Source organism: Xanthomonas sp. NCPPB 3582 (assembly GCF_041475735.2).
GTDB lineage: Bacteria > Pseudomonadota > Gammaproteobacteria > Xanthomonadales > Xanthomonadaceae > Xanthomonas > Xanthomonas codiaei.
Genome location: NZ_CM192968.1, coordinates 3,352,235 through 3,373,115, shown reverse-complemented (window position 1 = coordinate 3,373,115; position 20,881 = coordinate 3,352,235). Strand labels below are relative to the sequence as shown.

The 20,881-nt window shown below is 67.0% G+C and carries 19 protein-coding genes and 1 other RNA gene; 12 read left to right on the top strand and 8 right to left on the bottom strand.

Going from position 1 to position 20,881, the window contains the following annotated elements; translation table 11 throughout:
• Window positions 1-26 precede the first annotated feature (26 nt).
• Window positions 27-1,160 carry a phospholipase A gene (locus tag ACCQ05_RS14170; protein ID WP_372391004.1) on the bottom strand — a complete coding sequence of 378 codons (1,134 nt, stop codon included), beginning with the start codon at window positions 1,158-1,160 and terminating at the stop codon, window positions 27-29.
• A gap of 263 nt (window positions 1,161-1,423) precedes the next feature.
• Between ACCQ05_RS14170 and ACCQ05_RS14165 the strand changes: the two genes are divergently transcribed.
• Window positions 1,424-1,499, top strand: a non-coding RNA gene (locus tag ACCQ05_RS14165) — sX9 sRNA.
• Window positions 1,500-1,519: 20 nt separating this feature from the next.
• On the opposite strand, the gene ACCQ05_RS14160 is transcribed toward ACCQ05_RS14165, so the two are convergent.
• The gene (locus ACCQ05_RS14160) at window positions 1,520-2,005 is read right to left on the bottom strand and encodes a DUF456 domain-containing protein (RefSeq protein WP_372391002.1); all 486 of its coding nucleotides are present in this window, start codon (window positions 2,003-2,005) and stop codon (window positions 1,520-1,522) included.
• Window positions 2,006-2,233: 228 nt separating this feature from the next.
• Here ACCQ05_RS14160 and ACCQ05_RS14155 point away from each other — a divergent pair, with 228 nt between their 5' ends.
• Complete coding sequence (locus ACCQ05_RS14155; protein ID WP_003483561.1) at window positions 2,234-2,449, top strand: cold-shock protein; 216 nt, start codon at window positions 2,234-2,236, stop codon at window positions 2,447-2,449.
• Between the two features lie 87 nt (window positions 2,450-2,536).
• Here ACCQ05_RS14155 and ACCQ05_RS14150 read toward each other — a convergent pair whose 3' ends face one another.
• Complete coding sequence (locus tag ACCQ05_RS14150; RefSeq protein ID WP_104540508.1) at window positions 2,537-3,019, bottom strand: glycine zipper 2TM domain-containing protein; 483 nt, start codon at window positions 3,017-3,019, stop codon at window positions 2,537-2,539.
• A 119-nt stretch (window positions 3,020-3,138) separates the two neighbouring features.
• Window positions 3,139-3,573, bottom strand: coding sequence for a hypothetical protein (locus tag ACCQ05_RS14145; RefSeq protein WP_372391000.1), 435 nt, complete (start codon window positions 3,571-3,573; stop codon window positions 3,139-3,141).
• Window positions 3,574-3,643: 70 nt separating this feature from the next.
• On the opposite strand from ACCQ05_RS14145, the gene ACCQ05_RS14140 reads away from it, so the two are divergent.
• Window positions 3,644-4,474, top strand: a complete 831-nt coding sequence (locus tag ACCQ05_RS14140; protein WP_372390998.1) for a tRNA threonylcarbamoyladenosine dehydratase — start codon at window positions 3,644-3,646, stop codon at window positions 4,472-4,474.
• A gap of 39 nt (window positions 4,475-4,513) precedes the next feature.
• On the opposite strand, the gene ACCQ05_RS14135 is transcribed toward ACCQ05_RS14140, so the two are convergent.
• Both ACCQ05_RS14135 and ACCQ05_RS14130 read right to left on the bottom strand, forming a co-directional pair.
• Entirely contained in the window at window positions 4,514-5,284 is a 771-nt protein-coding gene (locus tag ACCQ05_RS14135; protein ID WP_372390996.1) for a TatD family hydrolase, read from the bottom strand.
• Window positions 5,284-5,499 (bottom strand): DUF6116 family protein, encoded by a 216-nt coding sequence (locus ACCQ05_RS14130; protein WP_104540512.1) that lies wholly within the window; start codon window positions 5,497-5,499, stop codon window positions 5,284-5,286. The genes ACCQ05_RS14135 and ACCQ05_RS14130 overlap by 1 nt, the downstream gene beginning before the upstream one ends.
• A gap of 144 nt (window positions 5,500-5,643) precedes the next feature.
• On the opposite strand from ACCQ05_RS14130, the gene ACCQ05_RS14125 reads away from it, so the two are divergent.
• The 9 genes from ACCQ05_RS14125 (at window position 5,644) to ACCQ05_RS14085 (ending at window position 18,743) form a co-directional block, all read left to right on the top strand.
• On the top strand, window positions 5,644-6,435 hold the full coding sequence (locus ACCQ05_RS14125) for a glycine zipper 2TM domain-containing protein (protein ID WP_372390994.1): 792 nt from the start codon (window positions 5,644-5,646) through the stop codon (window positions 6,433-6,435).
• A gap of 123 nt (window positions 6,436-6,558) precedes the next feature.
• Window positions 6,559-7,734, top strand: coding sequence for an acyl-CoA dehydrogenase family protein (locus ACCQ05_RS14120; RefSeq protein ID WP_372394102.1), 1,176 nt, complete (start codon window positions 6,559-6,561; stop codon window positions 7,732-7,734).
• A gap of 88 nt (window positions 7,735-7,822) precedes the next feature.
• Window positions 7,823-10,366: a DUF3857 domain-containing protein gene (locus ACCQ05_RS14115; RefSeq protein WP_372394100.1), complete on the top strand. Its 2,544-nt coding sequence runs from the start codon at window positions 7,823-7,825 to the stop codon at window positions 10,364-10,366.
• A 142-nt stretch (window positions 10,367-10,508) separates the two neighbouring features.
• The gene (locus tag ACCQ05_RS14110; protein ID WP_372390991.1) at window positions 10,509-11,147 is read left to right on the top strand and encodes a glutathione S-transferase family protein; all 639 of its coding nucleotides are present in this window, start codon (window positions 10,509-10,511) and stop codon (window positions 11,145-11,147) included.
• Window positions 11,148-11,319: 172 nt separating this feature from the next.
• Window positions 11,320-13,260 carry an asparagine synthase (glutamine-hydrolyzing) gene (gene asnB, locus ACCQ05_RS14105; RefSeq protein WP_372390989.1) on the top strand — a complete coding sequence of 647 codons (1,941 nt, stop codon included), beginning with the start codon at window positions 11,320-11,322 and terminating at the stop codon, window positions 13,258-13,260.
• Window positions 13,261-13,470: 210 nt separating this feature from the next.
• On the top strand, window positions 13,471-14,025 hold the full coding sequence (locus ACCQ05_RS14100; protein ID WP_228964909.1) for an NADPH-dependent FMN reductase: 555 nt from the start codon (window positions 13,471-13,473) through the stop codon (window positions 14,023-14,025).
• A 213-nt stretch (window positions 14,026-14,238) separates the two neighbouring features.
• The gene (locus ACCQ05_RS14095; protein ID WP_104540517.1) at window positions 14,239-15,669 is read left to right on the top strand and encodes a replicative DNA helicase; all 1,431 of its coding nucleotides are present in this window, start codon (window positions 14,239-14,241) and stop codon (window positions 15,667-15,669) included.
• 525 nt (window positions 15,670-16,194) lie between these two features.
• Window positions 16,195-17,613 carry a cryptochrome/photolyase family protein gene (locus ACCQ05_RS14090; protein WP_372390987.1) on the top strand — a complete coding sequence of 473 codons (1,419 nt, stop codon included), beginning with the start codon at window positions 16,195-16,197 and terminating at the stop codon, window positions 17,611-17,613.
• A gap of 404 nt (window positions 17,614-18,017) precedes the next feature.
• A complete protein-coding gene (locus tag ACCQ05_RS14085; protein ID WP_228964204.1) occupies window positions 18,018-18,743 on the top strand; it encodes a YiaD family glycine zipper/OmpA-like lipoprotein in 726 nt (241 codons plus the stop codon).
• A 143-nt stretch (window positions 18,744-18,886) separates the two neighbouring features.
• Here ACCQ05_RS14085 and ACCQ05_RS14080 read toward each other — a convergent pair whose 3' ends face one another.
• Both ACCQ05_RS14080 and ACCQ05_RS14075 read right to left on the bottom strand, forming a co-directional pair.
• The gene (locus tag ACCQ05_RS14080) at window positions 18,887-19,381 is read right to left on the bottom strand and encodes a GFA family protein (RefSeq protein ID WP_372390985.1); all 495 of its coding nucleotides are present in this window, start codon (window positions 19,379-19,381) and stop codon (window positions 18,887-18,889) included.
• Between the two features lie 5 nt (window positions 19,382-19,386).
• Window positions 19,387-20,814: a coniferyl aldehyde dehydrogenase gene (locus ACCQ05_RS14075; protein ID WP_372390983.1), complete on the bottom strand. Its 1,428-nt coding sequence runs from the start codon at window positions 20,812-20,814 to the stop codon at window positions 19,387-19,389.
• Window positions 20,815-20,881: the final 67 nt, after the last annotated feature.

The window sequence follows — 20,881 nt, the reverse complement described above, 5'->3', positions numbered from 1 at the left end:
GTCGGCTCAGGTCTGGGCGATCGCGCTCAGAACCATTCCAGCAGGGACACGCCCAGGCCGATGTAGGTGGCCTTGTGGTTGTAGTCGATCAGGCTTTCGCCATAGCCATCGAAGACCTGTACGTGGCCGCGCAGCAGGTTGGTGATGGGGAACCCGTAGTCCACCTGCAGCGAGCCGTGCGAGCGGTCGCCACTGCGCAGCGAGTGGCGCGCGATCAGCGCCACTTCGTGGCCGTTCTTGTTATAGACCAGGGTCGCATCGCCGCGGCCCATGTAATCCTCGATGTCCGGATTGTTGTCGTCGGCGCGGTCTTCCTTGATGCGGAACCACGGGCGCAGGGTCAGTGCCCAGTTCTCGCGATCCAGCCCGATGTTGAGGATCACCCGGTTCCAGGAGCGCGACAGCGGGTCGGCGCGGCCGTTGGACATGTGGTTGAGGCTGATGCCGCTCATGCGGCCCTTCCAGCCGAAGATGCTGTAGTTGTTGCGGAACACCAGCATCGCTTCGGGTTCGTAGTTGGTCTCGCGGAAGGGACGCGAGGCCTCGGAGTTGTAGGCCTGCCAGCGCGAGCTCTGGGTGTAGCCCATCCAGATGTCGCCGTTGTCGCCGACCAGGTCCTCGGCCACCTTGGTCTTGAAGCTGAGCTGGAACTTCAGTTCCGCACTGTCCAGCTGCTGCGGCGTGGACACCGAGTTGGCCGGGTTCGGCGACTGCGGGGTGCGGTTGGTGTCGCTGGTCCAGAACGCGGGCAGCAGGTACACCGGCTTGTAGCCGCGCAGCTGGAAGGTGCCCAGCTTGGAATCCTTGGCCAGTTCCCAGCGGCGGTCCAGCAACGAGCCGCGCCCGGCATTGGCCACGGCTTCTTCCTTCGACGGGTCCTGGCCATCGGCGCGGAAGAAGTCGCCCACGCGGCTGAGCGTACGGGCATCGTCGGGCTTGGCGGCGGCCTGCTTGGCCAGTTGCGCTGCCGCGTCTGCCTGCTGGACGGCCTGCGGGGTATAGCCCAGCGCCTGGTCATAACAGGCCAGGCGCGCCGCATCCGAGGTCACCGAGGTGCAGGCCTGCGGCGAGGCGGGTTGCGGTGCGATTTCCTGCGCGTGTGCCAGTGGCGCCGCGGCCAGGGCAATCAAGATCAAGGGGCGGGTGTGGTGCGTGGACATGGCGGTCTGGCCGAAGTGAGGGCGCCAGGCCGGCGCGAAGAGGCGCAGCTTAACGGTCGCGTCTGCATACGCGATGTGTACACAAGCGCATAACATGCAGCAGCGAACGCGCCCGGCCACCCATTCCCTCGCACCGCAGTGCCCACGCCGCGGCGTACGTGGCGCGCCTGTGCCGATGCGCGTTGTGCGATCTCCCGATCAAGAGCAGCTAGCAAACCTATTGCGCGGCCCCCAGACGGGCGCGGTCGGTGCTCGGAATCCTCGTGTACCACTCATGCGCTGTGGTTCCTCCGCGCCGTCCGCACCCACCTGATGAGCGCTTGCTACGTTTTGTTAGCCACTCTAAGAAGAGCCAGGATTCAGAAGAACCAGGCGATCGCGAACACGCCCAGCATGCACAGGCCCAAGGCCAGCTTGGTCGCCGTGCCGAGCACGATGCCCAGCCAGGTGCCGATGCCCACCTTGGTGGCCTGATCGGTCTTGCGGGTCTGGTAGTACTCGCCGATCCAGGCGCCGGCGAACGGGCCGACGAACAGGCCGATCGGCATGAAGAAGATGCCGGCGATGGCGCCGACCACCGATCCCCACAATGCCATCTTGCTGGCACCGACGCGCCTGGCGCCATAGACGGTGGCCAGAAAGTCGATCAGGAACGACAGCGCGGTGATCAAGCCCAGGATCACCAGGGCGATCCATCCCACGTGGGCGAAGCCGTCGGCCCAGGCGGCGAGCAACAACCCGGCAAACACCAGTGGCAGGCCCGGCAGGGCGGGCAGGATGACCCCGGCCAGGCCGACCAACACCAGCGCCCCGGCCAAAACGTAGTAGACGGCAGTCGTGTCCATGATGGTTTGAAAATGTCCTATTTCAGGCTTGACGGAAATACGCAAGGGGTGCTTAAAAATTCATTTTGTGCGGGTTAAGTTGCAGCCGCTGCTGTTTGCAAAGGTCACCGTGAATCGTGGCCTGATGCGGTAGATCGTCCGATCCGCTACATCCTTGTACCTCGCTTCCTCCTTGCAATCACAGCCACCACCGCCAGTCCATCACAGTGTCGTAGGGAGTCAGTCGAGATGTCCAACATCGAACGCGAGAATGGTGTCGTGAAGTGGTTCAACGATGCCAAGGGCTTTGGATTCATCAGTCGCGAAAACGGCGAAGACGTCTTCGTCCATTTCCGCGCGATCCAGATCCAGGGCTTCAAGAGCCTCAAGGAAGGCCAGAAGGTCAGCTTTACCGTCGTGCAGGGCCAGAAGGGCCTGCAGGCCGATGCGGTGCAGGTGGTCTGATCGGCCGCGGCATCGGGACAATGCGCAGACAGCAGAAAGGCCCGTCACCGGGCCTTTCTGCTGTCTGCCACAGGCGTGGTGCGCTGATCAGCGCAACACCACCCGTCCGTTGACCACGCGCACGTATGCGTTTTCGCGCACACCGGCCAGGTCGCGCTGGTTCACCACGATCACCCGGCCGTCGTCCATGCGCACCTGCACATCGAAGCTGCTGCTGGTGACGTTGTTCTGGATGGCGTTGCCGGCCAGTGCACCGGCAGCGGCGCCAGCGACGGCGGAGACATTCTTGTTGCCCTTGCTGCCGCCGGTTTCCTTGGAGATCTGGCGGCCGGCCACTGCGCCGACGATGCCGCCCAGCACTGCGCCGGTGCCGGTCGGCGCGGTGCGGGTGGGGCCGACTTCATCGATGCGGGTGACGATGCCGCAGTCCACGCAACGCGGTGCCTGCTGCGAATACCCCTGGTCATAACCACGGTCGCCGCGATAGCTGCCGTACTGGGGCTGGGACGTGGCGCAGCCGACCAGGGTCGCGGTTGCAGCCAGGCCGATAACGAGCAGTCGGGTCTTCATGAGGTGTCTCCGGAGGTTCTGAAGGCGGTCGGGGCCGCGGCGACGTCATCCTCTGACGGTGCAGGTGAACGGTTTGCCAACTGGATCACTGCTGGCTTAACGAAACCCGATCGTCCTGTTCATCGAAAGTCACGGTGGCAGGCGTCGCAGGCGTCGGAAATCGGCACTATCAAACGCGCAACTGCCGCGCAATCGGCGGTTGGCGCGCGCTGCGCGCGGTCCAGCGCGGCGCGCAGCATGTCGGCATGTTCGCCAAAGCGGCGATCCTCGCCGAGGTTCGCAAATGCGGGCTCCAGTTCGTCGGCGAGCAGGCGCAGCGAGCGCAGGCGCGCCTGTTGCTGCGCCGGTGCGCAGGTCGAGCCGGGCGGCTGCAGCGCGCGCAACTGGTAGGCCATGACCTGCATCAGGCTGTCGGGGACCGGGTCGCGTCGGGCCTGCAGCACGCGCGCCACCATCACCGTGGTCACCAGCCCGATCAGCACGCCCAGCACCAGCATGAAGGCATAGCGCGCCGCGCATGATTGATGCGGTTGATGGGCAGGGGAGTCGGTCATGACGAATGCTCCGGCGGCGCGGCGTGCGGTTGGGCGGACGCGCCGCGGATGGCGCGCGTAAAATAGGGCGATGAAAGCACAATGGCGTGAACGCTTTGCCGGTATCGACCGGCTGTATGGGGTCGGCACGGTGGAGCGCCTGGCCGCCTGCCGCGTGGCGGTGGTCGGCATGGGCGGGGTGGGCTCGTGGGTGGTGGAGGCACTGGCCCGCACCGGCCTTGGTCATCTGCGTCTGATCGATGCGGACGACCTGTGTGTGTCCAATACCAATCGGCAGTTGCCGGCGCTGGCCGGGCACTACGGGCGCAACAAGGCGCGCGCGATGGCCGAGCGCTGCCTGGCGATCAATCCCGAAATCGACGCCGATGCGGTGGAGTCCTTTCTCACCGCCGGCAACATCGACACACTGCTGGGCGATGGCTTCGATCTGGTGATCGATGCCTGCGACAGCTTCCGGGTCAAGGTGGAAACCATCGCCTGGTGCCGCCGGCGCAAGCTGCCGCTGCTGACCGTGGGTGCCGCCGGCGGGCGCACCGATCCCACCCTGGTGCGGGTGCGCGATGTCTCGCGTACCGAGCACGATGCGATGCTGGCGCTGATCCGCAAGAAGCTGCGCAGCGAGTTCAATTTTCCCAAGAATCCACAGCGTTATTTCGGTGTGCCGGCGGTGTATTCGCTGGAGAACGTCAAGTATCCGCAGGCCGACGGCAGCGTGTGCGGGATCCGTCCGCAGCTCGATGCCGATGCCACGCTCAAGCTGGACTGCGGCGCCGGGCTGGGCGCCGCCACGCATATCACCGGCACCTTCGCGTTCGTGGCGGTAGGCAAGGCGCTGGAGATGCTGCTCAAGCCCAAGGCCGGTACCGCCACGCCGGCGGCGGCGATTGCCGCGGCCTCGTAATCGCAACAGGCATGCCGCCCTGCGCGGCGTGCGGGGCCATCAGCTGGGCGGCAAGCCGAACAAGCGGCGTGCGTTGGCGGTGGTCTGCGCCGCGATCACCGCGGCATCTTCTCCGCGCAGCTGGGCGATGCAGTCCAGCACCGTGCGCAGCTGGGCCGGCTCGTTACGCTGGCCACGGATGCTGGCGTCGGGCTGATCGGGCGCGTCGGTTTCCAGCAACAGGTGCTGCAGCGGCATCGTCGCGGCCAGCCCGCGCAGGCGATTGGCGCGCGGGTAGGTCACCGGTCCGCCGAGGCCGATCATGAAATCCAGTGTCCATAGCTGCCGGGCCTGTTCGGGGCTGCCGGCAAAGCTGTGCACCACGCCGCGCAGGCCGCCGATGGCCTTGATGCGGGCGATGACCTCTTCGGTGGCGCGGCGCGCGTGCACGATCAGTGGCAGGTCGAAGCGTTTTGCCAGACGCAATTGGCCATCGAAGTAATCGCGCTGCGCCTGCGCATCCAGCCCGTCCAGGTAGAAATCCAGCCCGCATTCGCCAATGGCACAGGGGCGCTCGCGCTCGATCCAGTCCGCCAGCGCTTCCAGGTGCTCGGGGCGATGCTGGTCCAGAAAGATCGGGTGCAACCCGTAGGCCGGATACAGCCCGGGCGCCTGGCTGCACACCTGGCGCAGGCCCGGCCAGCTGGCCGCGGCGATGGCCGGTATCACCTGCTGCACCACGCCGGCAGCGCGTGCACGGGCGATGACCGCAGCGCGATCATGGTCGAATTCGCCGGCATCCAGATGGCAATGGCTGTCGATCAACTCCATCACAGGCGGCGTGCCGGTGCCGGAAGTGGCGCCTTGCGGGTCTTCCAGTTCGCCAGCAGCAACGTGGTCAGGCCGAACAGCAACTCGTCCAGGAAGGGAAGCGGGTCGGGCAACAACAGGTCCACCGCAAACAGCACGACCACCAGTTTGAACAGCGTGGGGTAGCGCAACTTGCCGGCCCATTCCAGCGCGCGCGTGGTCAGAGGATTTCGCATGCATTGGCTCCCACTGTTAGAAGTGCATGAAGTAACCGCTAGCTGAACTTAACCGCGCCATTCATGAGCGAGGGCGTTTTCGTTCAGGGTTCCCATGCTGGAATCACGCCGTCAACAACGCGGTGTGTCCGCAGGGAGCTGGTAATGAAGAGCAATACGACAACTATACTGGTCGCTGCTGGTGCCTTGCTGGTTGGAGGCGTGGCCACGGCTGCCTTCATGAACAACCGTCCGTCGTCCGGCGACTTCGTTGCCAACGGCCAGCCGGCCCCGCGCGGTCTGGAATACGCCGACGTGGTCCGGGTGGCGCCGATCACGCAGCGCGAGCCGGAGTACGCGCAGGTCATCAATACCAGTGCGATCCGCGAAACCACCACCAGTTCGTCGCCGCGCGAGGTGTGCCGCGACGTGGTGGTACAGGAGCGCCTGCCCGAGCGCGATGGCAACGTCGGCGGCACCGTGGCCGGCGCGGTCATCGGTGGCCTGATCGGTAACCAGGTCGGTGGCGGCAACGGCCGCAAGCTGGCGACCGCCGCCGGTGCGGTGGGCGGCGGCTTCATCGGTAACCGCGTCGACCGCAACCATGTCGGCGGCCGCGTGGTGGATCGCACCGAGCGCCAGTGCCACACCGAAAACGCCAATTCCTCGTCTTCGCGCGTGGTCGGTTACGACGTCACCTATCGCAATGCCGACGGCACCACCGGCACCATGCGGATGGACAGTAAGCCGGGCGAGCGTATCTCGTTGGGCGACGCCGACAACGTGGTGGCCTACGACGTGACCTACCGTTACGACGGGTTCGAAAAGACCGTGCGCATGAACGACAAGCCGGCCAGCGATCGCCTGCCGGTGGTCGATGGCCAGCTGGTGACCCAGACTGCGTCGGCCGTGGGCGACTCCGGCATCCGTCAGGACGCGGTGAGCAGCCGTCAGTAATCGACAGCGGCGCGGTGTGTGAGAAAGAGCCGGCATTGCCGGCTCTTTTTTTGTGCGCGGCCGGCGTGTCGACACGGCGATATCGATCCGGCAACTGGCAGATAATTGGTCCCTGTCTCCTGGCTGGAAGCGACGATGCCGCTGCGTCCTGACGATCTGTTCGATGTGCGTGCACTGCTGACCGACGAAGAGCGGGCGGTGCAGGAGGCGGTGGCGCGCTTTACCGACGAGCGCGTGCTGCCGGCGATCGGCGCTGCCTTCGATGCGGGGCGCTTCCCGCGCGAATGGGTGCCGGAACTGGCCGGACTGGGGTTGCTCGGTGCCAGCCTGCCGGTCAGCGACGGCGGCGCCGGCCTGGGCGCGGTGTCCTACGGACTGATCTGCCAGGAGCTGGAGCGCGGCGACAGCGGCGTGCGCAGCTTCGTCAGCGTGCAGTCGTCGCTGTGCATGTATCCCATCCACGCCTATGGCAGCGATGCGCAGCGGCAGCGCTGGCTGCCGGAGATGGCGGCCGGCCGGGCGATCGGTTGTTTCGGCCTGAGCGAGGCGCAAGGCGGCTCGGACCCGGCGGCGATGACCACGCGCGCGGTGCGCGATGGCGACGGCTGGCGCTTGAACGGCGCCAAGATGTGGATCACCAACGGCAGCATCGCCGCGCTGGCCATCATCTGGGCGCAGACCGACGATGGCGTGTGCGGCTTTCTGGTGGAGACCGACAGCCCCGGCTTCAGCGCACAGGACATTGCGCACAAGATGAGTCTGCGCGCCTCGGTCACCTCTGCCCTGTTCCTGGACAACGTGTTCGTGCCCGAGCAGATGCGGCTGCCGAACGCGGCCGGGCTCAAGGCGCCCCTGGGATGCCTGAGCCAGGCACGTTACGGCATCGCCTGGGGCGCGATCGGCGCGGCGGTGGCCTGCCTGCGCGAGGCCCTGGCCTATGCCGGCGAGCGCATCCTGTTCGGGCGGCCGCTGGCCGCCACGCAGAGCGCGCAGATCAGGCTGGCCGAGATGGCGCGGCGGATCTCCACCGCGCAGCTGCTGGCGCTGCAGCTCGGTCGCCTGAAAGAGGCAGGTACGCTGCGGCCGGAACAGATTTCGCTGGCAAAATGGAATAATTGCCGCATGGCGCTGGACGTGGCGCGCGAGTGCCGCGACCTGCTCGGCGCGGCCGGCATCACCACCGACCACGCGGCGATCCGGCATGCGCTGAACCTGGAATCGGTGATCACCTATGAAGGCACCGAAACCGTGCATCAGCTGGTGGTGGGGCGTGCGCTGACCGGACTCAATGCGTTTTGACGGGGAGCAGGGATTGATCGGCAAGGATGTGATGACGCGCGTGCCGGGCATGGTCCGGGTGATGTGGGCGATGTGGGTACTGGCCGCCATGGCGATCGCACCGGCGTTGGCGAACGAAGCGCCGAGCATGGCGCCGACGCCGGCCTGGGTGGTGGCCGATGCCGTGCCCGACAGCGTGCCCGGCGCAGGCGGGCTGCGCTATGAGCTGGTTTCCGACCAGGTCGATCTGACCGGCCGCGCCGCGCGCGCCTATCGGCGCCTGAGCTATACCGTGCTGCGCGCCAAGAGCCTGGACGAGGCCGGACAGATCTCCATCGACTACCAGCCGCAGTACCAGACGCTGGAACTCAACAGCCTGGAGGTCTGGCGCGATGGCAAACGCATCGACATGCGCAACCGCGCGCATTACGCCAGGTTGCGCCGCGAAAGCGGGTTGGAAGAGGGCCTGATCGACGGCGCGCTGACCTTGTCGATCACCTTGCCGGATCTGCGCGTCGGCGACCGGGTGGACTATGGCGTGACCATCACCGGCAGCAATCCGGTGTTCGGCAAGGGCTATTACGACGTGTTCGATGCGCGCTATGGCGTGCCGCTGGGCGAGCGCCGGGTCCGGCTGCGCTATCCCGCCGATATGGCCTTGCAGTGGCGGATCAGCGCGCCGGGTTTCAGCCGCACTGTCAGCAAGGCCGATGGGGTCACGCTGTTGACCATCGCAGCGAGCAAGCTCGCTGCCGTGCACGAGGAAAAAGACGCGCCCGACGATGTGGACCCGTACGGCCTGATCGAAGTCTCCACCGCCGGCAATTGGGCCGCGGTGGCGGACTGGGCGGTGCAGTTGTATCCGGATGCCTTCAAGGACCGGCAGGTGGCGGCCGGGATGCTGCAGAGCCTGCAGTTGCGCCGCGACGATCCGCAGGGCACGCTGCTGCGCGCGGTGGCCTTCGTGCAGGGCGAGATCCGTTACGTCGGCCTGGACATGGGCGAGAATTCGCACGCCCCGCATGCGCCGGAAGCGACCTTGCGCAACCGCTACGGCGACTGCAAGGACAAGGCCACGCTGTTGATCGCGCTGCTGCAACTGGCCGGCATCCGGGCCGAGCCGGTGCTGGTCAGCAGCGACAAGGGCAGTGCGTTGGACAAGCGCCTGCCCAGCCCGTATGCGTTCGATCATGTGGTGGTGCGCGCGCACCTGCCGCAGGGCGAGGTGTGGGTGGACGCCACCCGCGACCGCGAAGACGGCCCGCTGGCGCAGCGCCGGCCGCTGCCGTTCGTGCGTGGGTTGCCGGTACTGGCCGGGCAGAACGCGCTGGTCGCGGTGCCCTCGCCAATGCCGACGTTGCCGCAGGTCGAGGTGAACCAGGACATCGTGATCTCGCTGCGAACGCCGCAGCGGGTGGCGACCTTCACCGTGGACACCATCTATCGGCAGGGGCGCGGCGAACGCGTTGCCGCCAGCTTCGAGAGCGACGGCGCGCAGACGATCGGCGCGCACTATCTGGAGTTCATGCAGCAGTACTACACCGCGCTGACCCAGGTGGACGTACCGACCATCGACGCGACCGATCCGTTGAACGTGCGCACGCGCGAGCGCTACCGCCTGCAATGGCCGGCAGAGGAGGGCGACGAGCTCGGGTTTCCGTTGTTCCAGCTCAGCGATTGGATGGATTCCTTGCCCAAGGAGGCGCGCAAGAGTCCCCTGGCGCTGGGCGGCCCGCGGCTGGCGCGGCAGACCGTGCGCGTGCAGGTGGATCCGCCGGTGCAGCTGAAGGCGGACACCCAGACCGTTGCCAACCCCTGGTTCCGCTTCACGCGCACGATCTCGCAGCGCGATGGCCGCATCGTCATCGTCGGCGAATGGCAGCGCTTCAGCGACCGCATTCCCGCCGATGGCGTGGCGCGTGCGGCGGCCGACATGGAGCGTGCGCGCGAACTGGTGTACTTCGATCACGACCTCGAACCACAGCGCAGCAGGCAGCCGACCGACTGGCGCGCGCTGGGCTTTCCGCTGGCCGCGTTGCTGGCGCTGCTGGTGGCGGTGCTCGCCTGTCTGCCCTGGTGGCGCCGCGGTGGGCTGGGCGGGATGCTGTTCGACCCGCACGGCACGGCGCAGCGCATGCCGCAGCATGGCAGCCTGCGGCGCGGCGCCTGGGGGGTGTTCGCACTGACCACGCTGGTGTCTGCATGGATGTGGTTGCAGGCGCTGCCGTGGTGGCTGCAGGTCGCCGGCGCCATCGCGGTGGCCGCGCCGCTGGCGCTGGGCTGCGTGTTGCTGATGTACCTGCTGCGCTGGATGGGCAGTGCGGCGCAGCTGCAGCGCCTGCTGCCGGCGATGGCGGGCAGCGTGCTGCCCTGGCTGGTCTGCGTGTTCGCCGCACTGGTGGCGTTGCAGGGCCGGGTGGCGCTGCTGCAGACCGGTGCGAGCGATCCGGCCGGCATGGCGCAATTGGCGATGTGCATCCTGCTGCTGTTGCTGGGCGGGCTGTGGTGGTCGGTGTGCTCGGTGCAGGCGCTCGCTGGCGCGACCGGCTGTGCGCGGTCCCGCGCCTTCGGCGCCTGGGCCTTGACGCTGTCGCTGCTGGGTGTGGCGAGCGCGGTGCTGGGCGTGCCGGTGGCGATCGTCGCGATGGGGTAGCGACGGGCGCCAGATCCATGCCGCCCGCGCTGCGGCCCAGTGGCGATGGCCGCCGGCCACTGCCGCTGCGCACAGGGCTTTGCAAAGGCGCACGGGGCTGTGACACTGCCAGCCCCCTCGTCGCTGCCGCGGAGCCAGCTTGATGTCGACCGTGCGTCCCCCGTTGACCGTCCATGGCATGTCCAGTTCCGGCAACTGCTACAAGGTGCGCCTGCTGCTGGAGCAACTGGGCAGTCGCTATCACTGGGTCGAGGTCGACAGCGTGGCCGGGCAGACCCGCACGCCCGAGTACCTGGCCATCAATCCCAACGGCAAGGTGCCGATGGTGGAGCGCGACGACGGCCGCGTGCTGACCGAATCCAATGCGATCCTGTTCTGGCTGGCCGAAGGCACCCCGTACCTGCCCACCGACGCCTGGCAACGCGCACAGGCGCTGAGCTGGATGTTCTTCGAGCAATACAGCCATGAGCCGTACGTGGCGGTGGCGCGTTTCATCAGCCTGTGGACCGCGCCCGATGCGGCGCGGCGCGCCGAGCTGCCGCAGTTGCGCGTGCGCGGCGAGCAGGCATTGGCGGTGATGGAGCGGCACCTGCAGCAGCAGGCCTGGTTCACCGGCGGCGACTACGGCATTGCCGATATCGCGCTGTTTGCCTACACCCATTGCGCCGAAGACGGCGGCTTCGAGCTGGAACGCTGGCCGGCGATCGGCGCCTGGCTGCACCGCGTGCGCGCGCTGCCCGGATTCGTGCCGATGCCTGCTCCCGGGTCGGTGACCGCATGAGCGGCCTGCGCCAGCCCGGTACGGCCGTGCGCGCGACGCCGCCGCTGTGGTGCACGCAGGGCCGATCTGCTGCGCAGCCCGGCGCCGGCCGCACCGAGCGAGCTCCCGGCGTTGCCGCGACCGCGCGATGGTGCGTTGTCGGCAGCACCGCGCGTTGCGGGGGACGCTGACGATGTGCGGATTGGCAGGATTGCTGATGGCCACGCCGCGGCTGCATGGCGAACAGCTAGAGGCACTGGTGGGCCCGATGGGCGCCGCACTGCGCCACCGCGGCCCAGACGATGCCGGCAGCTGGTGCGATGCGCAGGCAGGCGTAGCGCTGGCGCATCAGCGCCTGAGCATCCTGGACCTGTCGCCGCTGGGCCATCAGCCGATGCGCTCGGCCGATGGCCGCTACGTGCTGGCCTATAACGGCGAGGTGTACAACTTCGCGCAGCTGCGTGGCGCGCTGGCTGCGTTGGGGCATCGCTTCCGCGGCCATTCCGATACCGAAGTGCTGCTGGCGGCGGTGGTGGAGTGGGGACTGGACGACACCCTGACCCGCTGCAACGGCATGTTCGCCCTTGCATTGTGGGATGAGCGCGACAACTGCCTGTTCCTGGCGCGCGACCGCGTCGGCAAGAAGCCGCTGTACTACGGCTGGGCCGGCGACACGCTGGTGTTCGGTTCCGAGCTCAAGGCGCTGTGGCAGCATCCGGACTTCGACAACGGCGTCGATCGCGATGCGCTCACCCTGCTGCTGCGGCTGGGCTATATCCCGGCGCCGGCCTGCATCCACGAGCGTACCTTCAAGCTGATGCCGGGCCGGGTGCTGCGGATGGATGCGCAGGCCGTGGCCGCGGGCGCGGCAGCGCATCGGCCCGACCAGGCGCAGCAACCGTTCTGGAATGCGCGCGAGGCGATGCAGCGTGCGCTGGCAGCGCCGTTCACCGGCACCGATGCACAGGCCGAAGACCAGCTGGACAGCGTGCTGCGCGATGCGGTGGCGCTGCGCATGGTGGCCGACGTGCCGGTGGGCGTGTTCCTGTCCGGCGGCACCGACTCGTCCATCGTCACCGCGATGATGCAGGCACAGAGCGCACAGTCGGTGCACACCTTCAGCATCGGCTTCGAAGGCTCGCACCACGACGAGGCGCCGCTGGCGCGCGAAGTGGCCACGCATCTGCAGACCGACCACACCGAGCTGTACGTCAGCGGCGCCGACGCGCTGGCGGTGGTGCCGAGCCTGCCGGACATGTTCGACGAGCCCTTCGCCGATGCCTCGCAGGTGCCCACGGCGCTGGTGGCGCGGCTGGCACGCGGCGGGGTGACGGTGGCGCTGTCCGGCGATGGCGGCGACGAACTGTTCTTCGGCTATGGCCGCTACCAGCGTGCGCTGCGCAACTGGCGCATGCATGGGCTGGTGCCGGGGCCGTTGCGTCGGCTGATGGCGCTGGCAGCCCGCCGCAACGGCGAATCCTCGCGCACTGGCGGGCTGGCCGCGCTGGTGGCCGAGGCCGGCGCGCGCGGCATCGGCGACATCTACCGCAACCGCATCTCGCGCTGGCGCGATCCGGCCGCGGTGGTGCTGGGCGCCACCGAGCCGGACAGCTTCTACAGCCTTGCCGATCCATTGCACGGCTCGGGCACGCCGGCCGACGCGATGATGCTGGCCGATTTCGCCGCGTATCTGCCCGACGATCTGCTGTGCAAGGTGGACCGCACCACCATGGCGGTGGGGCTGGAGGCGCGCGCGCCGCTGCTGGACTGGCGCGTGGCCGAGTTCGCCTGGTCGCTGCCGCTGTCGCTCAAGTACCGCGACGGGGTCAGCAAGTACCTGCTCAAGCGCGTGCTGTGCCGTTACCTGCCCGACCCGATGGTCCATCGCGGCAAGCGCGGCTTCGGCGCCCCGGTCAGCGCCTGGCTGCGCGGGGACCTGCATGGCTGGGCCGACGATCTGCTGGCGCACGGCACGCTGCAGCGCGAGGGCGTGTTCGCGGCCGATACCGTGGCCGGGTTGTGGCGCGACTTCAACGGCGGCGAACGCAAATGGCATACCCACCTGTGGACGGTGCTGATGTTCCAGGCCTGGCAGGCGCACTGGCGCGACCAACGCGCGGCCATCGCGCGCTGATCAGGGGCACGGCGACCCGTCGTGGAGGTGCTGGAGATGGCGCTCCGGTGCGCGGGGGATTGCTGTTGCTTGTCGCCGCGGCTCGCACATCGGGCCGGGCACAGCCTGCGTTTGTGTGCGGTGGCGCTGCGGCCGGAGCCGCCGCGCCGTTTCACCAGCCCTGAGCATGGCGCTGGGTAGGGTGTGGCCCTGTTTCCACGGAGCGTATCCATGAGCAAGCTCACCATCGCCGTGCTGGTCGGCAGCCTGCGTGCAGAGTCCTACAACCGCCAGCTGGCGCGCGCGTTGGCGCATCTGGCTGGCGACCGGGCGGTATTCGACTACCTGGAGATCGGCGATATCCCGCTGTACAACCAGGACCGCGATGGCGACTTCCCGGCCGAAGGCACGCGCCTGAAACAGCGGATCCGCGCCGCCGATGCGGTGCTGTTCGTCACCCCCGAATACAACCGCTCGATCCCCGGCGTGCTCAAGAACGCCATCGATACCGGTTCGCGGCCGTATGGCGACAGTGCGTTCGCCGGCAAGCCGGCGGCGGTGGTCGGCATCTCGGTCGGTGCGATCGGCACCGCCACCGCGCAGCAGCACCTGCGCAATGTGCTGGCCTATCTGAACATGCACGTGCTTGGCCAGCCGGAGGTGTTTTTGCAATACAAGGATGGCCTGTTCGGGCCGGACGACACCATCGCCAACGCCGACAGCCGCACCTTCCTGCAGGGCTTCGTGGACGCCTTCCTGGGCCTGGTCGGGCACCTGAAGCGCTGAGTTGATCACAGCCTGCGCGGCGCAGGCTCGCAGCTCCCGCGCGGGCTGGGAAACCCTTGCAGCACAAGGGTCGCGGTGGGTGCGAAAGCGGCCGGATAGAACAGTGCTGCACCGGCTGTCCACGCGTTATCCACAGAGTTGTGCATGGTCGCCGGCGGCGCCGATGACTATGCTTCCTGCCCTCGTGTCCCCCTGCGTCAGGTCTGTTTGTCCATGTCCGCTCGTCCTGGTTTCCGTTCCAAGCGCAATCGCGATCGCGACGACGACGATTACGATCGTCCCGAGCCGCGTCTTGACCAGCTGCGGGTGCCGCCGCATTCGGTCGAGGCCGAGCAGGCGGTGCTCGGCGGGCTGATGCTGGCGCCGGATGCGTTCGACCGGGTCAACGACCAGCTCACCGAAAACGACTTCTACCGGCGCGACCACCGGCTGATCTACCGCGCCATTCGCGAACTGGCGGAAAAAGACCGCCCGTTCGATGCGGTGACCCTGGGCGAGTGGTTCGAGTCGCAGGGCAAGCTGGAGCAGGTCGGCGATGGCGCCTACCTGATCGAGCTGGCCAGCACCACGCCGTCGGCGGCCAACATCGCCGCATATGCGGAAATCGTGCGCGACAAGGCGGTGCTGCGGCAGTTGATCGAGGTAGGCACCACCATCGTCAACGACGGTTTCCAGCCGGAAGGCCGCGAGAGCGTGGAGCTGCTGTCGGCGGCGGAAAAGGCGGTGTTCAAGATTGCCGAGGCCGGCGCGCGCGGGCGCACCGACTTCGTGGCGATGCCGGGTGCGTTGAAGGACGCCTTCGAGGAACTGCGCAACCGTTTTGAGAACGGCGGCAACATCACCGGCCTGCCCACCGGCTACAACGATTTCGACGCGATGACCGCCGGCCTGCAGCCGACCGACCTGATCATCCTGGCCGCGCGTCCGGCCATGGGCAAGACCACCTTCGCGCTGAATATTGCCGAATACGCCGCCATCAAGTCCAAGAAGGGCGTGGCGGTGTTTTCGATGGAAATGTCGGCCTCGCAGCTGGCGATGCGCCTGATCTCCTCCAACGGGCGCATCAACGCGCAGCGCCTGCGTACCGGCGCGCTGGAAGACGAGGATTGGGCACGCGTGACCGGCGCGATCAAGATGCTCAAAGAAACCAAGATCTTCATCGACGACACCCCGGGTGTGTCGCCGGAAGTGTTGCGCTCCAAGTGCCGCCGGCTCAAGCGCGAACACGACCTGGGCCTGATCGTGATCGACTACCTGCAGCTGATGTCGGTGCCGGGCAACAGCGAAAACCGCGCGACCGAAATTTCGGAAATCTCGCGCTCGCTGAAGGGCCTGGCCAAGGAACTCAACGTGCCGGTGATCGCCTTGTCGCAGCTTAACCGCTCGCTGGAAACGCGTACCGACAAGCGCCCGGTGATGGCCGACTTGCGCGAATCCGGCGCCATCGAGCAGGACGCGGACATGATCGTCTTCATCTACCGCGACGATTACTACAACAAGGAAAACTCGCCGGACAAGGGCCTGGCCGAGATCATCATCGGCAAGCACCGCGGCGGCCCGACCGGCTCGTGCAAGCTCAAGTTCTTCGGCGAATACACCCGCTTCGACAATCTGGCCCACGACTCGGTGGGCAGTTTCGAGTAGTTGGTAGTTGGTAGGTGATGGGGTTGGGGTCGATCAGATAACCATTGCGCTCGCCGCAACGCAGGGGCGCCAGCTTTGCGCGGGGACGGTGCGGATGTGTCAGGTACAAAGCGTGCGATCTGCGGCTTGGCTGCGTGGTCCTTGCCCGCCCAGCATCGCAGGACACGCTGCAAGTACGTCCAAGTAAGCTCTTTGGCGGCGTCCATGCCGCCAAAGGCCGCGCGACGGTGAGCGGGCAGGGACCTGTCAAGTTGGTCGGTGCGTAGAGCGTTCAAAAACCACAAGCCAACTGTCTGATGCGGTGTCCTCACCGATTGCGGGACCGTTGGCGGCATGGATGCCGCCACCGAGCCCCCATGGAGGGGTTAACGGCGTGTCCCGCAAGCGGTGAGGGCACCGCGCACTCGAGGTCTTGGCGTTTGCTGCAGTGCCCTTGCCGCAGCAGGAACGCCTGCCGCTGCATCGCGCCATCGTTGCATCTGCTGGCTTATGCTGCGCGGCCTCACCTGCCGCTGCCGAGTCCGCATGTCATACGCCATCGTCTGGTTCCGTCGCGATCTGCGCCTGGAAGACAATCCGGCCCTGCGTGCCGCACTCGATGCCGGGCACCACCCGATCCCGCTCTATATCGATGCTCCACACGAGGAAGGCGAGTGGACACCGGGCGAGGCCTCGCGCAGTTGGCGGCATCGCTCGCTGGCAGCGCTGGATGCGTCCCTGCGCACACTTGGCAGCGGCCTGGTGATCCGTGCCGGCAACAGCGCGCAGGTACTCGACGAGGTGATCGCGCAAACCGGTGCGGCGGCGGTGTACTGGAATCGCAAGTACGAACCGGTCACCCAGCCGCGCGATGCACAGATCAAGCGCAGCCTGCGTGAGCGCGGGATCGAGGTGCAGAGCTGCAATTCCGCGCTGCTGCTGGAGCCCTGGCAGCTCACCACCCAACAGGGCGGTCCGTACAAGGTGTTCACCCCGTTCTGGCGCAACGCGCTGACCCAGTTGCAGTTGCCCGACGCGGTGCCGGCGCCGCGCAGCCTGCCGCCGCTGCCGGCCAGGCTCAAAAGCGAGGCGCTGGACAGCTTGGGACTGCTGCCGGCGCTGAACTGGGACCAGGGCTTCTGGGAGCACTGGCAGCCGGGCGAGGCCGGTGCGCAGGAGATGCTGGAGATCTTCATCGATGGCGCGCTCTCCGGTTACCGCGAAAATCGCGACCGGCCCGATCGTGTCGGCACCTCGCAACTATCGCCGCACCTGCACTTCGGCGAGATCGCGCCGTGGCGGATCGCCGCTGCGTTGAACGCACAGCGCAATGCACGCAACGGCGCGGAGATCGATGGCTATCTCCGCCAGCTGGGCTGGCGCGATTTCGCCTATCACCTGCTGCATCACTTCCCGGAGACCACCAACCAGAATCTCAATCCGCGCTTCGAAGGCTTCGACTGGGCCAAGGCCGATCCGGTGACGTTGCAGGCCTGGCAACGTGGGCGCACCGGCATTCCCATCGTCGATGCCGGCATGCGCCAGCTCTGGCACACCGGCTGGATGCACAACCGCGTGCGCATGATCGTGGCCAGCCTGCTGTGCAAGCATCTGCGCGTGCACTGGGTCGAAGGCGCGCGCTGGTTCTGGGACACGCTGGTGGATGCGGACCTGGCCAACAACACCATGGGGTGGCAATGGGTGGCCGGTACCGGCGCCGATGCCGCGCCGTATTTCCGCGTGTTCAATCCGGTGACGCAGGCGGAAAAATTCGACCCGCAAGCGGCCTACATCACCCGTTGGGTGCCCGAGCTCGGCAAGCTGGCGGTGAAGGAGCGCTTCGCGCCGTGGCAGCATCCGTTGTCGCTGGCACGCCTGGCACCGGAGTATCCACGCTCGCCCATTATCGGGCTGTCCGAAGGGCGCGATGCGGCCCTGGCGGCGTATGCGAAGACACGCCAATAGCGCATGTGCGCGGCGCGCGTGCGTTGCCGGGCGCAGGCGCGAACATGCGTTGCGCATGCCGGCGACAGCGATGTGTGCAACGACGGCGCAGCGGATTTGATCGGCGTTCGATTGAAGTCCCGCATGGCCGTATCGCGGTCCAACTCGCGACCACCCGTGAGGTCGGCGTGCCGTCTGAAAGTGCAGGCGCTCACCATCCGGGCCCTTCTACGCGGCTTCTCTGCACCCGATGGCTGCAGGCGCGCGTTGACAGGATTCTCGCTATGCGCCGCGGAAAACGTTTTCCTGAATGGTGAGCCAGCTGCACGCCATCAACGCGTGCTTTCATCATGTGCCGGTCGCGTGACGCTGTTTATCCTCGTTCCACGATTGAGTGCCGGACGTTCCGGCGATAGGAGAACAGCATGTCCTCAGCAGCCACCAAGAGTCTTGCCGTTGCGCTGGTCAGCGCGATCGCGTTGTCCGCCTGCGCTACCGGCGGTTCGTACGTGCAGCGCGACCAGTACGGCGAGCAGACCCAACAGCAGAACCGCACCGGGCGCAACGCGCTGATCGGTACCGCCATCGGTGTGGCTGCCGGCTTGCTCACCGGCGACAGCGCCACCGAGCGCCGCCAGCACGCGATGATCGGTGCCGGTATCGGTGCGCTGAGTGGCGCGGCCGTGGGCCAGTACCAGGATCGCCAGGAGCGCGCGCTGCGTGAGCGTACCGCCAATACCGGCATCGATGTGCAGCGCCAGGGCGACAACATCACCTTGAACCTGCCCGACGGCATCACCTTCGATTTCGGCAAGTCCGCGTTGAAGCCGCAGTTCTACAGCGCGCTCAATGGAGTGGCCTCGACGCTGCGCGAATACAACCAGACCATGGTGGAAGTGGTGGGCCATACCGATAGCGTGGGCAGCGATGCGGTGAACCAGCGCCTGTCCGAAGAACGCGCCAGTGCGGTGGCGCAATACCTGACCGCGCAGGGCGTGCAGCGCGAGCGCATGGAAACCATGGGCGCCGGCAAGCGGTATCCGATTGCCGACAACAGCACCGATGCCGGCCGTGCGCAGAACCGTCGCGTCGAAATCCGCCTGATTCCGCTACGTGCCGAAGGCGCTGCCAGCAATACCGGCATGCGCTGACCTACCGCAGCCGGGCCAGTCCTCGGCAGGTCTGTTCGCCAGGATGGGCTGCACCAGCGGCCTGTCCTGGCGATAGTGACGCAAGCCCGGTGCCATGGCGGTAGCGCGTGCACGATGCTCCAGCAATGTGCCGTGCACACGGCTCAGAGTCCGCGCAGGATCAACCTGCCCACCGCCAGTTCGCTGGAAAAATAGCTGCAATAGCGTGGTGCACCGTCTGGCATGTCGTGGACGCGACGGTGGTAGAAGATATCCATGCGTACCGGTGGAAGCGGCGTGCCTGCATCGAAGTTGGCGACAGGGATGAACATCACCTTGAGCGCGCCGGCACCTGCAATCTCGATCACCGGTCTGCCGCACACGCGGCACGTACCGCGATCGAAGTTCGGCGGCGAGCGGTGCTTCTTGAATGCGATGTTGCCGGCATGATGCAGCACCACGTCCTTGCCGCGGACGGCCACCACGTCCGCGTAAGGACTGCCGTTGAACGCTTGGCAGATCAGGCAATGGCAGCGGAAACGCGCGTTTGCACGCGCATGCACGTCGAACGTACAGGCGCCGCATTCGCAGCGGCCGTGCAGCGGCAAGGCGGGGCCGACCATGGTTGACGCCGGCTCGGATGCGTTGGAATGGCGCATTGGGATCACCGCAGTATCAGGTTGAGAAGGGTGTCGACCGGTTGCTTGAACGGCGCATGCAGCAGGCGCGCAAGGTTCCAGCGTCCTTGCTCGTAGATGCCTTTGGCATGGCTGAAGCTCCGGAAGCCTTCCACGCCGTGGTAGGCGCCCATGCCGCTGGGCCCCACGCCGCCGAAGGGCAGGTCGTCCTGGGCGATGTGCATGATGGTGCCGTTGATGGTGACGTTGCCCGAGGTCGTCTCGGCGAGCACCTTGCGCCGTCTTTCATCGTCAGGACCGAAATAGTAGAGGGCGAGTGGACGGGGCCGTGCATTGACGAAGGCAATCGCCTCCTCGATCCGGTTGTAGGCGAACACCGGCAGGATCGGCCCGAAGATCTCTTCGTGGGCGATCTGCATGCTGTCGGTCACGCCGAGCACCACGGTCGGCGCCATGGTGTGGGCACGCGAGGCCGCCGCCTGCGGTCGAGGTCCGACTTCGATCACCTGCGCGCCCTTGGCGCGGGCATCCTCGAGCAGGCCCTGCAGCCGTGCGTGGTGGCGCGCATTGAAGATCGCGGTGTAGTCCTGGCTGGTGGGGCCGTCCGGATAGTAGTCGGCCACTTTTCGCCCATAGGCGGCGACGAAGGCATCGATGTCCTGCTGCGGGACCAGTGCGTAATCCGGCGCGATGCAGGTCTGGCCGGCATTGAGCAGTTTTCCGAATGCAATGGACGCGGCGGCCTGGTCCAGGCGATGGCCGTTGGCGAGGATCGTCGGCGACTTGCCGCCCAGTTCCAGCGTCACCGGAACCAGGTGGTCGCTGGCGGCCTTCATCACCGAGCGCCCCACGGCCGTGCTGCCGGTGAATACCAGATGGTCGAACGGCAACGCAGAAAATGCCCTGCCCACGTCCGCATCGCCAGTCACGACGGCGAACTGGTCTTCGGGAAACAGCTCGCCCAGCATCCTGGCGATCAGCGCATTGGTGGCCGGGGTGAACTCCGATGGCTTGAGCATCACCCGGTTGCCCGCCGCGATGGCGGTGATCGCCGGAGCCAGGGCAAGGTTCACCGGGTAGTTCCAGGGCGACATGACGCCGACCACGCCCAGTGGCTGGTACTGGATGCGCGCCGTGCCTGCCCGCATGGGCAGCGCGACATGGCGGCGGGTCGGCGCCATGAAGCGGCGCAGATGGCGCAGCAGGTAGCTGGTCGTCTCGGCGACGCCGCCGACTTCCATGATCGCTGTTTCGTGCCGTGACCGGTGGCCGAAGTCGGCGCTGATCGCCGTTTCGATTTCCCGGCGATGGCCGATCAAGGCGGCCCGAAACCGGGTCAGGTCGGCGCGTCGCTGCGTCAGGGAGGGAGCGCCATCGCGCAGGAAGGCTGCGCGCTGCCGTGCGAGCAGGGCCGGCAGCGGATCTGGCTCTGGGGTGACTTCGATCGCGTTCATCTCGATTCCAATGTAGACAGTGGAAACTTCCACGGCGCGACCTTATGCGCTAAAGTAGACGGTGTCA

What these genes read in the sequence shown, in the direction of transcription:
- ACCQ05_RS14130 (WP_104540512.1), bottom strand. Translation starts at nt 5,499, where the DNA reads ATGCGAAATCCTCTGACCACGCGCGCGCTGGAATGGGCCGGCAAGTTG.
- ACCQ05_RS14100 (WP_228964909.1), top strand. Translation starts at nt 13,471, where the DNA reads ATGAGCAAGCTCACCATCGCCGTGCTGGTCGGCAGCCTGCGTGCAGAG.
- ACCQ05_RS14075 (WP_372390983.1), bottom strand. Translation starts at nt 20,814, where the DNA reads ATGAACGCGATCGAAGTCACCCCAGAGCCAGATCCGCTGCCGGCCCTG.
- ACCQ05_RS14090 (WP_372390987.1), top strand. Translation starts at nt 16,195, where the DNA reads ATGTCATACGCCATCGTCTGGTTCCGTCGCGATCTGCGCCTGGAAGAC.
- ACCQ05_RS14110 (WP_372390991.1), top strand. Translation starts at nt 10,509, where the DNA reads ATGTCGACCGTGCGTCCCCCGTTGACCGTCCATGGCATGTCCAGTTCC.
- ACCQ05_RS14125 (WP_372390994.1), top strand. Translation starts at nt 5,644, where the DNA reads ATGAAGAGCAATACGACAACTATACTGGTCGCTGCTGGTGCCTTGCTG.
- ACCQ05_RS14170 (WP_372391004.1), bottom strand. Translation starts at nt 1,160, where the DNA reads ATGTCCACGCACCACACCCGCCCCTTGATCTTGATTGCCCTGGCCGCG.
- ACCQ05_RS14095 (WP_104540517.1), top strand. Translation starts at nt 14,239, where the DNA reads ATGTCCGCTCGTCCTGGTTTCCGTTCCAAGCGCAATCGCGATCGCGAC.
- ACCQ05_RS14140 (WP_372390998.1), top strand. Translation starts at nt 3,644, where the DNA reads ATGAAAGCACAATGGCGTGAACGCTTTGCCGGTATCGACCGGCTGTAT.
- asnB (WP_372390989.1), top strand. Translation starts at nt 11,320, where the DNA reads ATGTGCGGATTGGCAGGATTGCTGATGGCCACGCCGCGGCTGCATGGC.
- ACCQ05_RS14160 (WP_372391002.1), bottom strand. Translation starts at nt 2,005, where the DNA reads ATGGACACGACTGCCGTCTACTACGTTTTGGCCGGGGCGCTGGTGTTG.
- ACCQ05_RS14145 (WP_372391000.1), bottom strand. Translation starts at nt 3,573, where the DNA reads ATGACCGACTCCCCTGCCCATCAACCGCATCAATCATGCGCGGCGCGC.
- ACCQ05_RS14155 (WP_003483561.1), top strand. Translation starts at nt 2,234, where the DNA reads ATGTCCAACATCGAACGCGAGAATGGTGTCGTGAAGTGGTTCAACGAT.
- ACCQ05_RS14085 (WP_228964204.1), top strand. Translation starts at nt 18,018, where the DNA reads ATGTCCTCAGCAGCCACCAAGAGTCTTGCCGTTGCGCTGGTCAGCGCG.
- ACCQ05_RS14080 (WP_372390985.1), bottom strand. Translation starts at nt 19,381, where the DNA reads ATGCGCCATTCCAACGCATCCGAGCCGGCGTCAACCATGGTCGGCCCC.
- ACCQ05_RS14150 (WP_104540508.1), bottom strand. Translation starts at nt 3,019, where the DNA reads ATGAAGACCCGACTGCTCGTTATCGGCCTGGCTGCAACCGCGACCCTG.
- ACCQ05_RS14135 (WP_372390996.1), bottom strand. Translation starts at nt 5,284, where the DNA reads ATGGAGTTGATCGACAGCCATTGCCATCTGGATGCCGGCGAATTCGAC.
- ACCQ05_RS14115 (WP_372394100.1), top strand. Translation starts at nt 7,823, where the DNA reads ATGGCGATCGCACCGGCGTTGGCGAACGAAGCGCCGAGCATGGCGCCG.